A 12,586-nucleotide genomic window follows, 5' to 3' on the forward strand; every position below is an offset into this window, starting at 1 on the left:
TTTTCAGGCAAAGTAATTTGCTAAACCGATTTTATGAATGTGAGACAGTTCGCAAAACGAAGCGGCGACGAGGCGAAAAGGGGGAATGACGTGATGAAAAAAACGCGGTCGGCAAGCAGACAACCGGATGCGTCATGACGCCTGTCCGGTTGTCTTGAGGAAGGGATCAGGCAGCCTGACGACGTAACAGCGTCAGCGGTCCCGGCCCGCTCAGAGTGAAAACGGAGATCAACGTAAAGGCCATCGCAATAGAGCCTAGCACCAGATAGGCGCCATGGAAGCCAATACTTTCATACATGTTACCCGCCAGAACCGACATGAATATCATCGCTAACTGTTTGAAGAAGCAGAAGCACACCAGATAAATGGTGGCGGAGAAGCGCACTTCAAACTGGCTGGTGATGTATTTAAAGCAGCCGACAATCAGGAAAGGGATTTCAAACATGTGCAGCGTTTTAAGAATCACCACTTCCACTGCCGTGGTGGCAAAGGAGGAACCGATAATACGCACGGACATGATCATGCCTGCCAGCAGCAGGGCGTTCTTGCCGCCAATGCGGTTAACGATCAGCGGAGCAAAAAACATGATGGACGCGTTCAGTAATTCACCCAGGGTGGTCACATAGCCAAATACCCGCGTACCCTGTTCGCCTGTGGCAAAGAATGAGGTAAAGAAGTTAGCAAACTGCTGGTCGAACACGTCATAGGTACAGGACACGCCGACGACATACAGGGATAAAAACCACAGTTTTGGCTGCCTGAACAACTCCAGCGCCAGCTTCAGGCTGAACGCCGAGTGATTCGCTCCCACCGCCTGCGCAACCGTCGCGGATGACGATGTGCTGGTACGGGAGAAGAACAGCAGCAGCGCCAGAATCACGGCACAGCCCGACCCCAGCCAGAACACAAACTGGTTATTGATGGTGAACATGATCCCGACGATGGAGGCGCACAAGGCCCATCCTACACAGCCAAACATGCGCGCCCGGCCAAATTCAAAATTGCTGCGGCGGCTGACTTTCTCAATGTACGCTTCAATCGCGGGTGCCCCGGCGTTGTAGATAAAACCCAGGTAAATACCGCCAACAATCGAGCCCGCCAGAATATTCACCTGTAATAGCGGCCCAAAAACGTAAATAAAGAAAGGTGCGAACATCACCAGCATACCGGTGATAACCCACAGCAGGTGTTTGCGCAGGCCGAGCTTATCGGACAACAGGCCAAACAGCGGCTGAAACAGCAGAGAAAACAACGAAATACTGGCAAAAATAATGCCGGTATCCCCTTTGCTGATATGGTTAATATCATGCAACCAGATGGGGAAGAACGGGAAATAGGCACCCATGATGAAAAAGTAAAAGAAGAAGAAAAAACCAAACAGCCAAAAATTCGTGTTTTTTAAATAGTACATATTGGACGTCCTTACGCGAGAGTCAGGCAGGCGCAAGCCTGCCCGCTCATTATTTTTGTTGCCCCCAGATAAACTGGTAGCTGTAACGTCCTGCACTGAGCAGGAATTCCGGTGATACCGACGGGCTCCAGGAATCGTCACCGCCGACGCCCATGTGGAAGCCATCAATATTGAGCCACGTGCCCGCCTCAGGCCGTAACAGGTGGCGATGGCAGGTTTCCATCAGCTGTGTCTGGCTGTAGCGACTGATGTTGAACTGGAAATCGCCACGCCACTGGTGCACACCATAGTTGAGTTCACGCGTGCCGCAGCGCAGGCCGTTTTCAGTGGGGAAAACATACGGGGTGTACATTTCACTCAGCGGTAAATCCCAGCGGTCGAAGCAGGCAGAGGTCAGGCGATCCGGGTAATTTTCATGCGGCCCCAGGCCTAACCAGTTCACTCGCTCGACGATCTGGGTGAGCTGACAGCTCATACCAATGCGTGCCGGATAAGGCGTGCCGCTCGCGATCTCCACGTTGACCGTCACCGCCATCTCGCCAAATCCATCAATACGGTACGCTTTACGGCTGATAAACAGCGTTTTGCCCTGGAACTGCCAGGCATGGACGGTGTTGATCACGACGGCGTCGGAGAGCGCTTCGGCGGTGCACTGCAGGGTGGTGACCTCAGACTGATAGTGCCCCGCCGCTTTCCAGCGCTCGACCCAGGCATTAGGGTCGATGCGCGTGACTTCGCTGACGCCGATATCGTTATCCAGCGGCGCACGGGTAAACTGATCGCGCAGCGGCGACAGGAGCTGCGGCTGATCGTCGATCCAGTACTGCGTGAGCACGCCCTGCTGACGGCTGAATGCCCAGCGTTGGTTGTTCACCGCCACGCTGAAGGTGTCTTCGCCGCGGCTGAGCTGTGGCGCACTCGCCGCCTGAGGCGGCAGGGCCACATTCAGGATCGCCTCCAGTGGCCACTGCTGCCAGGCGCTGATATGACCGGCTTCTGACCAGGCCGTCGGCTGAGGCTGTTCCACCCGCACCGTCAGCCAGAGCTGGCCTGCAGATTGAGGCAGCGGCACCTCCGGGAGTGCGATCTGCTGGCGGCCCTGTGGCGCGATATCCAGCGTGACTTCACCGGCGGCCAGCAGGTTGCCATCCTGAGCCACCGACCAGTGCAGGATTTCATTATCACTGTGGCGGAACAGGTATTCGCTGGTCACTTCCAGCGTGCGCTCGCTGCCCGGTAGCAGCCTGAACTGGAAGAACTGCTGCGCATGGCGGGCTTCGTAGAGCGAGGGATGGGGCGTCCGGTCGGCAAAGACCAGCCCGTTCATGCAGAACTGGCGATCATTAGGCGTATCACCAAAGTCGCCACCGTAGGCAGCCCAGGGTTCGCCGTTATCGTCATATTTTATGAGCGACTGATCGACCCAGTCCCAGACAAAACCGCCCTGCAGGCGAGGATACTGACGAAATGCCTGCCAGTATTTTGCGTAGCCACCAAGGCTGTTTCCCATGGCATGAGCATATTCACAGAGAATAAGCGGACGCTGCTCGCCTGGCATAGACAGCCATTTTTTAATGGACCATTTCGGCACGGCCGGGAAAGGTTGATCCTCATCGACCCGCGCATACATCGGACAGATAATATCGGTCGCTGCGGTATTGGCCCCGCCACCTTCGTACTGGACCGGGCGGGAAGGATCTTCACTTTTCAGCCAGCGGTAGAGCGCATCATGGTTAGCACCGTGGCCCGATTCGTTACCCAGTGACCAGATAATAATGCAGGGGTGATTACGATCGCGCTGCACCATGCGCGTGACGCGCTGGCTCATGGCGGGAAGCCAGACGGGATCGTCGCTCAGGCGATTCATCGGCACCATGCCATGCGTTTCGATGTTGGCTTCATCGACGACGTACAAGCCGTAGTGGTCACACAGGCTATACCACAGGGGATCGTTAGGGTAATGGGAGCAGCGCACCGCGTTGAAGTTATTCTGCTTCATCAGCAAAATATCCTGCACCATAGTGTCACGATCCATCACCTGACCGCGTTCAGGATGATGCTCGTGGCGGTTGGTGCCGCGGATGAGCAGTGGCTGACCGTTGAGCAGCAGCAGGCCATTTTCGATGCTGACGTGACGGAATCCCACGTCGCAGGCCTCCGCCTCAATCAGCGTACCGTCCGTCCGGTGTAACTGCACAACCGCCCGGTAGAGATGCGGCGTTTCCGCACTCCACAGCGCAGGGTTAGCAACGTTGATGCACAGCGTTGTCCGATCGCTCCACGCGCCGCGCTCGTCAATAATCGCGCTGCCCAAGGGCGACGTCGCTTCTCCGGTTAGCGTGTCACCCGCGAAGAGCTGCACGCTGACCCGTAAATCTTCATCCAGTGCTCCGGCAACCCGCACCTCAGCTTCCAGCCGCGCACGACTGAAATCGTCATTGAAATGCGTACGAATGCGCAGATCGCGAAGATGGCTGGCAGGCTTATGCAGCAGGGAAACATCGCGGAAAATACCACTCATGCGCCACATATCCTGATCTTCCAGATAGCTGCCATCGCTCCAGCGCAACACCATCACCGCCAGGCGATTTTCACCTTCGCGCAGAAATTCGCTCAGATCAAATTCAGACGGCAAGCGGCTGTCCTGCCCATAGCCCACCCAGCGTCCGTTGCACCAGAGATAGAAGGCCGAATTCACGCCGTCAAAAATAATTCGGGTTTGTCCATGTTGCAGCCAGTCTGCATCCACATTAAATGTGAGCGAATAACATCCCGTAGGGTTTTCAGCCGGAACGCGCGGGGGATCAACCGGAATGGGATAGGTAACATTGGTGTAAATCGGAACATCATAGCCCTGCATTTGCCAGACTGACGGCACGGTAATCGTCGCTGCCGCCTGCAAATCCTGGGTGCGCCAGCTATCCGGCACCGCCTCGGGCGCAGGGAAAAAGGCAAACGTCCATTCGCCGCTCAGGCTTTTTCGCTGCGCCGATGGCGCGTTGTTATGGGCCGCCTCAGCGCTGCGCCAGCTGTAAAACGGCGGATGGGCTTCCAGCCGGTTATGTTCGCTGACGCCGGGGTTTTCCCAGTCGCGCCGGGCGAGTACGGCCGCTAATGAATCTCTGTCCAGGGTCATGGCAGTCTCCTGCGTAAAATTGTTATCCGCTCACATTAAGATGACATTACGAGGCCGGAATGGGGATGTAAAGCAACGAAGGGCGAATGAGTGAACTGCCTCACAGCAAAGCGGGATCGGCAGTGAGATTTATGAGCGGGGTCGCTGTCTTGCCGGCCCCGGTCAGGATGCGCGAACGGGGAGCGCTGACAACGGGCAGATGGCCGCGGGAACAGATCAATGCGCGAAAAGGCTCGGCATGATGGGGCAACAGTAAAGCTTGCGTTGCGGTGACAGACAAAGCCCGACCACGCTTTATGCCGGCAGGCGGTTCATCCTGAGCGGCCGGGTCATCAGCGTGGACAGGGGCTGATCGCTCTGCCCGATCTGAGGTAACGGGCGCTGTCCCCTTTAGTGATGACAGGCCCGCTGGATGAGCGGCCGACCCCGTTCGGCGCTGCACCCGCTGACTGACCGGACACAGGCGAGGGTTGCCGGTCAGTGCGTCGTGGCGTTATCGGGATATTATCCTTCAATTTGGTGACGATAAGGCAACGCGGTCATCGCCCCTTTTGCCGTCGTCGCCAGCGCCCCACACTGCTGTGCGCTGCTGAGTCGTGCCGCCAGCTCGGCCTCATTAGCGGGCATCCCCTTTTCCGCCAGCCCCCATAGCAGCCCGGCGACAAACGCATCCCCTGCGCCGGTGGTGTCCACGCTCACCACAGGCAGCGTGGGATAGTGATAATGTTTACCCTGATGCCAGACTTTCACTCCGGCCTTGCCCTGGGTGACCATCAGCAGGCTAATCGCAAAGCGTTCCGCCAGCGCCTGCATGCTGTCAGCGTGTTGCGCCCCCGGAGTCAGAAAAGCCAGCTCTTCCTCAGACAGCTTGACCACATCGGCCAGCTGTAACGCCCGGTTCACACAGTCCCGCAGTTGGGCATCGTCGTGCCACAGATCGTGACGAATATTGGGATCAAAGCTCACAAAGCCACCGGCATCGCTGATCTGCTGCATGGCAGAAAAGGTGGTGGAGCGCGAAGGTTCTGCCGCCAGGGCAATTGAGCAGCAGTGAAGCCATTCACCTTGCTCAAACCTGGGGAGATCGCCTTGTTCCAGAAACAGATCTGCACTGGGGCGCACCATAAAGGTAAAAGTCCGCTCACCTTCCTGATCCAGCGCCACCACCACCGTTGAGGTGCGCTGGGCGCTGTCCAGCGTCATATAGCGGGTATCAACCTGTTCAGTCGCCAGCGTGTGCTGCATAAAGTGACCAAAAGGATCGTCCCCAACCCGGCCAATAAACCCGCTGCGGCCCTGTAAGCGGGCAATGCCCACCGCCACATTGGCGGGCGCCCCGCCTGCACACTGTATTAAATGCCCCGGCCCGTCCGGAAGCAGGTCCACCACGGCATCACCCAGACACCAGACTCGTGCTGACATACCTCTCTCCTACGCAGATAAAGCTAAATTTTACTAAACCGTTTTAGCTTAGCATTGCTCAGGCGTCATAAATGTGATTTGTGTGGGGAAAATCTCTTCGCACTGGCGGTAAAGCTGTCTTGAGCGCTGTAGTAAAGCGATACAAAGTCACCGCCACCAGGGTTAAACCAGCGCGCTGGCAACTGCTACACTCGTGAAAACTCCAAACACAAAAAGGCGAACCTCATCATGTCTGAACAACACTATCAGCCCGCTAAAGTCTGGAAGTGGGACCCGGAAGCGAAAGGTAATGGTGCCAAAACTAACCGCCCTACCGCTGGCCCAACCCATGAAAAAGCCCTGCCGGTTGGTAAGCATCCGCTGCAGCTTTACTCTCTGGGCACGCCTAACGGCCAGAAAGTCACTATTCTGCTGGAAGAGTTGCTGGCGCTGAACGTGAACGATGCAGAGTACGATGCCTGGTTAATCAATATTGGTGAAGGCGATCAGTTCAGCAGCGGTTTTGTTGAGATCAACCCCAACTCCAAAATCCCGGCACTGTGCGATCATTCAGCCACACCACCGATTCGCGTATTTGAATCCGGTAACATCCTGCTCTATCTGGCGGAAAAATACGGTTATTTCCTGCCGAAAGATCCGGCCAAACGCACCGAAACGCTGAACTGGCTGTTCTGGCTGCAAGGCTCTGCCCCTTACCTTGGCGGCGGCTTTGGTCACTTCTATCATTACGCGCCAGAAAAGATTGAATACGCCATCAACCGCTTCTCACTGGAAGCCAAACGTCAGTTTGACGTGCTGGACCGTCAGCTTGCCGACAACCGTTATCTGGCGGGTGACGATTACACCATCGCCGATATCGCCACCTGGCCGTGGTACGGCAGCATGGTGCTGTATAACCAGTACAATGCGGCAGAATTCCTCGATCTTCAGTCCTACAAAAATGTGGTGCGCTGGGCCGAAGAGATCGCCCTGCGTCCGGCCGTTATGCGCGGCCGCAAGGTGAACCGTGTGATGGGCGAACCCGCCGATCAGCTGCGCGAGCGCCATGACGCATCGGACTTTGATACGCAAACCCAAGACAAGCAAGCCTGAGGAGAAAAACGTTGAGCGCTTACGTCGTATTTATTCGTGACAACACCCTGGATCAGGATGAAATGGTGACTTACGCCGATAAAGCCGGCAAAGCCAATGGCAACCATCCCATCAAGCCATTAGCCTTTTACGGCGATCTGGAAACCCTGGAAGGCCCAGAGGCGGAAGGTGTGGTGATTATTGAATTTCCGAGCACCGACGCCGCCCATGCCTGGTATGACAGCCCGGAATATCAGGAGGCGAAACAGCACCGCCTGAAGGGCTCGACTTATCGCGTACTGTTGGTAAAAGGCGTCGATTAATCGCTTTGCGGGCATGCCCGCCATTGCCCCGCAGTCCATCTGGCCTGCGGGGCACTCGCGCCCATCGACGCCGCTGATACGGTATCCTCGCGACCCGGGCAATAACGCCCGTGTTTTCTCCGCCAGAACCGCCTCATAACGGATTCTGCCTGCCTCGCCTAGCTAAAACGAAACAGTGAGATAGCCTGTTGTAGCGTGCTGGCCTGCTGACGCTGGTGCTGCGCCACCTGTAGCGTTTCGGTCACGTGTTTGACGTTATGATTCACGCTGTCATCAATACTGTTAATGCTGTGCTGAATCTGTTCGATGCTCTGATTTTGCTGCACGCTCATCTCCGACAGCTCGTTCACCAGCTGTGACAGGCTGTCGATACTGACGTGAATCGCCTGCATGGTCTGGGCGGCCTGATCAACCTGCGCGGTGCCCTGCTCGGCGCTGGAACTGGACACATCCATGAGCTGGCGAATCTCACGGGCGGCATTTTCACACCGCAATGCCAGGCTGCGCACTTCGTTGGCCACCACGGCAAAACCCCGGCCTTCCTGACCCGCGCGGGCGGCTTCTACTGAGGCATTCAGGGACAAAATCGTCGTCTGGAACGCAATGCCGTCAATCAGTTCAAGAATGGTTTTAACCCGGCCAGACTCCACGTTAATCTGCGCCATGGAGGCCATCGCCCGCTGAATATTCTGTTGACCTTTATTCGCTACCTGGCGGGTTTCATGAGCCAGATCGCAGGCCGTTTGCGCCTTATCCTTCGCCTGACTGGCGGCAACGCTGATTTGTGACATCGCGGTGGTCGCCACCTCCAGCGCCTGAGCCTGTTCATCGGTGCGCTGCGACAGGGCGGCGTTACGCGACAGCATGCTGTCGGCCTCCTGCAGCAGTTCAGCGACGCCGTGGCTGACCTGGTTCAACGTACCGCGCATCGTGCTCAGCGTCTGGCTAAAGGTTTTGGCGAATGGCGTTTCACTCTGTTGATTTTCCACCGACAGCGTCAGGCAACCTGGTTCACGGTTGATGCGGGCAGCCAGTTGCGCGACCTCACTTGAAGCGCGGAGATCGGCGGCCATCTGCCGGGCGATAAGCACCAGCATCGCGGTCTGTACCACCACAAACAGCGCGTGGAAAAGCACCATATCCAGACCGGGATGGTGAAAGACCACGATGCCAAACAGATCGTGTTCCTGCAGATAGTTAAACAGGAGATGATGAACGGCGCCTGTCGCGGCGGCCACCAGCAAGGGTCGGCTGTCGCGATAGACCAGCAATACCGACAGCAAGACAAACACCGAAAAGTGGAACTCGGTTTCGCCCTGGCCCAGTTGAATCAGCAAACCCGCAAAGCCGATGAGCGTGAAGGCCAGCCATAAGCGCGAAAATAACGTGCCGTTTGCCAGCCATCCCACCAGCGTGGCGACCAGTGCCAGCCCGGTGCCGACCGTTATCGCCAGCCAGGTTGACTGGTACAGGCTTCCGACGATGGCTGAAATCACCACCATGATCCAACACAGCATGACAATCAGCCTGTCTGCCTGTTTTGCAATACGTTGAGGGGAAACGCCATCCCCGGAGCGTGTTAAATCTGTATTCATCGCCAGGCATCCACCAGAGGTTAAACCGCGCCTCAGACCAGAGGCGTGCTCACAGTCGATCTACGCAACGGGCGCAGACACATAAGATCGGTATCGACGCTGCCGGAAAATACTTTAATAGTGATAATGATTTACAGAAAAGTTGCGTGGGACATCACAGATGAGTTAACGCGCTATCGCTTTGAAGCCTTTCCTGTAGAAAGGTCACAAACGCCATGAGGCGCGAGGGCTGCTGTCGCTGCGCCTGCCAGACTGCGAAGATATCGCCGTCCGGTGACCGCCATTCGGGCAACACATGCCGCAGCTCCCCGGCTGCAATGCTGTGTTTTGCATCCCACCAGGAGCGCAGCAGGATGCCATGACCATCCAGCGCCATGCGCATCGCCACCTCGCCATCGTTCGTGACCAGGTTCCCGCGGACTTTCTGACTCAGGCTCTCCGCATCGCCGACAAAACGCCACAGGGCGAAATCGCTGTCATGCTGCCTCAGTAAAATGCAGTTATGCTGCGCCAGCGCCCGGATGCTGTCCGGCAACCCGTGTTTGGCGGCGTAGGCGGGCGAGCAGCAAAGTACACGCGGGTTGTGCACCAGTTTCCGGGCGACCAGCCGTGAGTCTGGCGGTTCGCCGACGCGAATGTCGATGTCCACATGGGCATCAAGAAAATTCAGCGGCTGACTGCTGAGCTGCAGGGAAAGCGCCAGATGAGGATGCAGGGCAGCAAAGGCAGACACGCAGGGCGCGATATGGCGGCGGCCAAAACCAAACGAGGCATTAATATTCAGCGTGCCGCGCAGCTCGGCCGTTTCCCCGCTCACCGCGTCTTCCAGCGCCACCAACTGCTCCAGCAACGGGCGAGCCCCTTCCAGGTATCGACGACCTTCGGGCGTCAGTTCCAGCTTGCGCGTGGTGCGGCGCAGCAACTGAACCCCCAGCCGCTGCTCCAGCAGGCTCAGGCGTTTGCTGACGGCCGCCAGAGAAAGCCCCAGCGCCCGCGCGGCCGCCGTCAGGCTGCCCAATGACGCCACGCGCAGGAAAAACGCCAGATCGTCACTTGACGTCCGAGATTCTCTACTTTGATTCAACATGGGATTAACTTTAAGGCCAATTGTTTACCTCAGGTGGAGAGTTATACTGCGCTAACGCCCGGTGATAAATCAAGCTGCATCAAGACAGCATACGGAAACCTGACCGACTCACCCTACCAACCTCAGAGGTGCCCAGTGACAGAGAAGATCCATCGTATTGCCGTGATTCCCGGCGACGGCATTGGCAAAGAAGTGATGCCAGAAGGCGTGCGCGTGATGAACGTGGCGGCAGAGAAGTTCAACATTCCATTGCGCTGGGAGTGGTTCGATTATGCCAGCGCAGAATACTGGCAACAGCATGGCAAAATGCTGCCGGACGACTGGTTTGCTGAGCTTAAAACGTTCGATGCGATTTATTTTGGCGCGGTTGGCTGGCCTGATGTGGTGCCGGATCATGTTTCGCTCTGGGGATCGCTGTTGCAGTTTCGCCGTGAGTTTGATCAGTACGTGAACCTGCGTCCGGTACGCCTGATGCCCGGCGTGAAAGCACCGTTAGCCAACCGTAAGCCGGGCGATATCGATTTCTACGTGGTGCGGGAAAACACCGAAGGCGAGTATTCCAGCGTGGGCGGCACCATGTTCCCCGGCACCGAGCGAGAAGTGGTCATTCAGGAAACGGTCATGACCCGCGTGGGCGTCGATCGCATTCTGAAGTTTGCCTTCGAACTGGCCCAGCGTCGGCCCAAAAAACACCTGACCTCTGCCACTAAATCGAACGGTATCGCGATTACCATGCCCTACTGGGATAACCGCGTTCAGGCGATGGGTGAGCACTATCCCGAGATCAAGGTGGATAAATATCATATTGATATTCTTACCGCCAATTTTGTGTTGCATCCCGACTGGTTTGATGTGGTGGTTGCCAGCAATTTGTTTGGCGATATCCTGTCGGATCTCGGCCCTGCCTGCACCGGCACCATTGGCATCGCGCCGTCTGCCAATATCAATCCGGAAGGCAAATTCCCCAGCTTGTTTGAACCGGTGCACGGCTCGGCGCCCGATATCGCCGGTAAAAATATCGCCAACCCGATCGGCCAGATTTGGTGTGGTGCCATGATGCTGGAGCATCTCGGCTACAAGGAAGCCGGTGATGCCGTGCTGAACGCCATTGAGCGTACCCTGGCCGCCGGTGAACATTTAACCCGCGACCTGGGCGGCAGCGCGGATACGCAGCAGTTGGGTGCCGCTATCGCGGCGGCGCTGTAACTTAGTCTGCCAGCAGTACAACGCTGTCCGGATGCCAGCCTGACGGCAGCGGCTCAGGCCGCTGAATCGTCAGGTTGTTCAATTGCAGGTTCTCAACGCCGCGCGCAAACAGTCCCGGCAGCCCACCGGGATAGCGCTCAACGCCGTAAGCCTCGCCAGTGGTTTTATCCAGCCGGTAAGCATTATCCAGCCCCATCCCGGTGGGGGAATCGGGATTACAGGGCGGCCGCACATCGTACTGTCCCTGCACGCCCTGCGCGACAGTTTGCCGCAGATGGAGTTGATTGAGTGAAATATCACGGATCCAGCCTGGCTGGGCAGCATGCAGGTTGATCGCGCCCTCTGCCACACCGCTGAGCTGACTGAACTGGACTTGCTCCACGATCCCCGGCAGCACCGCCGGATCACGGGTCCGTACGGAGATAAAAATGGGATCGGCTTTGCCCCAGTGGCAGGCGGCAACATGATGGCAGCTAAAGGCGATCGTGCTGAAGAGGACGCGCCGTATCGCCCCACCATCCCGTGACACAATGCCGATGCCGCGGTTGGAATCAAACAGGGTGCAGCCTGAAACGGTAATGTCTTCAATATCGTCCCAGGTTTCAGTGCCGATCTTCAAGGCGCAGCTGTCGCTGCGCAGCAGGCAGTTGCTCACCGCGATTCGTCGCGCCGGACGACGCAGGCCAGCGGGCTTGAAGGTGGTTTTGATGCAAATCGCATCATCTGCCGCGCTGAAATAGCTGTTGCTGATAAAAACCGCCTCGCAGCTGTCAATGTCCAGTGCGTCGGTGTTGGGCAGCGTCATGGCGTTATCAATGGTCAGACGTTCGATATGCACATGGCGGCAGCTGACAAGGTGCACCGTCCACATCGGTGCGCGGATCAGGCTGATGTCCTGCAACCTGACCTGCTCGCAATCCTCAAACACGATCATGCGTGGCCTGTCTGCTTTTGGGACCCGGTAGCCCTGTTCGTCAGGCTCCGCCGCAAACCACGCTTCGGCGTCTCCCTCAATATGGCCCTGACCAGTAATTGTCAGGTTACGCTGCCCCAGCGCATACAGCAGGACGTTATGCGATTTCTCGGCACAGCTCAGGGCTTTCCACTGTTGGTAGTCCGCCAGATGTCGGCTGGCAACCAGCACTGCGCCGGCTTCAAGGTGCAGCTCAAAATCGGAAGGAAGGTTCAGGCAGCCGCTGCGATAACGCCCCGGCGGCAGCGTAAGTCGCCCACCGCCCGCCGCCGCAATCTGGTCAATCGCCTGTTGCAGGATGCGTGTATCAGGGGTTTCGCCGTCTGCGACGGGATGAAAATCGCCAAGGGAAAGATGCATCG

The 12,586-nt window shown here is 57.2% G+C and carries 9 protein-coding genes; 3 read left to right on the forward strand and 6 right to left on the reverse strand.

Annotated features, from left to right (window positions below; genetic code table 11):
• Window positions 1-166 precede the first annotated feature (166 nt).
• From P9J57_RS19055 to P9J57_RS19065, 3 genes are all read right to left on the reverse strand, one after another.
• Complete coding sequence (locus P9J57_RS19055; RefSeq protein WP_014606902.1) at window positions 167-1,411, reverse strand: MFS transporter; 1,245 nt, start codon at window positions 1,409-1,411, stop codon at window positions 167-169.
• A gap of 49 nt (window positions 1,412-1,460) precedes the next feature.
• Window positions 1,461-4,547 (reverse strand): beta-galactosidase, encoded by a 3,087-nt coding sequence (locus tag P9J57_RS19060; protein WP_014606903.1) that lies wholly within the window; start codon window positions 4,545-4,547, stop codon window positions 1,461-1,463.
• A gap of 504 nt (window positions 4,548-5,051) precedes the next feature.
• Window positions 5,052-5,969 carry an aminoimidazole riboside kinase gene (locus P9J57_RS19065; protein WP_013024230.1) on the reverse strand — a complete coding sequence of 306 codons (918 nt, stop codon included), beginning with the start codon at window positions 5,967-5,969 and terminating at the stop codon, window positions 5,052-5,054.
• A gap of 228 nt (window positions 5,970-6,197) precedes the next feature.
• Here P9J57_RS19065 and yghU point away from each other — a divergent pair, with 228 nt between their 5' ends.
• Both yghU and P9J57_RS19075 read left to right on the forward strand, forming a co-directional pair.
• On the forward strand, window positions 6,198-7,061 hold the full coding sequence (gene yghU / locus P9J57_RS19070; protein WP_013024229.1) for a glutathione-dependent disulfide-bond oxidoreductase: 864 nt from the start codon (window positions 6,198-6,200) through the stop codon (window positions 7,059-7,061).
• 11 nt (window positions 7,062-7,072) lie between these two features.
• A complete protein-coding gene (locus P9J57_RS19075) occupies window positions 7,073-7,363 on the forward strand; it encodes a DUF1330 domain-containing protein (RefSeq protein ID WP_483279352.1) in 291 nt (96 codons plus the stop codon).
• A 158-nt stretch (window positions 7,364-7,521) separates the two neighbouring features.
• Here the strand turns inward: P9J57_RS19075 and P9J57_RS19080 are convergent, their stop codons facing one another.
• A complete protein-coding gene (locus tag P9J57_RS19080; protein WP_013024227.1) occupies window positions 7,522-8,958 on the reverse strand; it encodes a methyl-accepting chemotaxis protein in 1,437 nt (478 codons plus the stop codon).
• Between the two features lie 154 nt (window positions 8,959-9,112).
• Entirely contained in the window at window positions 9,113-10,045 is a 933-nt protein-coding gene (locus P9J57_RS19085) for a LysR family transcriptional regulator (protein ID WP_013024226.1), read from the reverse strand.
• Window positions 10,046-10,180: 135 nt separating this feature from the next.
• Here P9J57_RS19085 and P9J57_RS19090 point away from each other — a divergent pair, with 135 nt between their 5' ends.
• Window positions 10,181-11,251 (forward strand): tartrate dehydrogenase, encoded by a 1,071-nt coding sequence (locus tag P9J57_RS19090; RefSeq protein ID WP_014606905.1) that lies wholly within the window; start codon window positions 10,181-10,183, stop codon window positions 11,249-11,251.
• 1 nt (window position 11,252) lies between these two features.
• Here P9J57_RS19090 and P9J57_RS19095 read toward each other — a convergent pair whose 3' ends face one another.
• Window positions 11,253-12,584 (reverse strand): glycoside hydrolase family 28 protein, encoded by a 1,332-nt coding sequence (locus P9J57_RS19095; protein WP_013024224.1) that lies wholly within the window; start codon window positions 12,582-12,584, stop codon window positions 11,253-11,255.
• Between the last annotated feature and the right edge of the window lie 2 nt (window positions 12,585-12,586).

The sequence above is a fragment of the Pantoea sp. nfd-35 genome, from assembly GCF_056892255.1.

What these genes read in the sequence shown, in the direction of transcription:
- P9J57_RS19055 (WP_014606902.1), bottom strand. Translation starts at nt 1,411, where the DNA reads ATGTACTATTTAAAAAACACGAATTTTTGGCTGTTTGGTTTTTTCTTC.
- P9J57_RS19060 (WP_014606903.1), bottom strand. Translation starts at nt 4,547, where the DNA reads ATGACCCTGGACAGAGATTCATTAGCGGCCGTACTCGCCCGGCGCGAC.
- P9J57_RS19065 (WP_013024230.1), bottom strand. Translation starts at nt 5,969, where the DNA reads ATGTCAGCACGAGTCTGGTGTCTGGGTGATGCCGTGGTGGACCTGCTT.
- yghU (WP_013024229.1), top strand. Translation starts at nt 6,198, where the DNA reads ATGTCTGAACAACACTATCAGCCCGCTAAAGTCTGGAAGTGGGACCCG.
- P9J57_RS19080 (WP_013024227.1), bottom strand. Translation starts at nt 8,958, where the DNA reads ATGAATACAGATTTAACACGCTCCGGGGATGGCGTTTCCCCTCAACGT.
- P9J57_RS19085 (WP_013024226.1), bottom strand. Translation starts at nt 10,045, where the DNA reads ATGTTGAATCAAAGTAGAGAATCTCGGACGTCAAGTGACGATCTGGCG.
- P9J57_RS19095 (WP_013024224.1), bottom strand. Translation starts at nt 12,584, where the DNA reads ATGCATCTTTCCCTTGGCGATTTTCATCCCGTCGCAGACGGCGAAACC.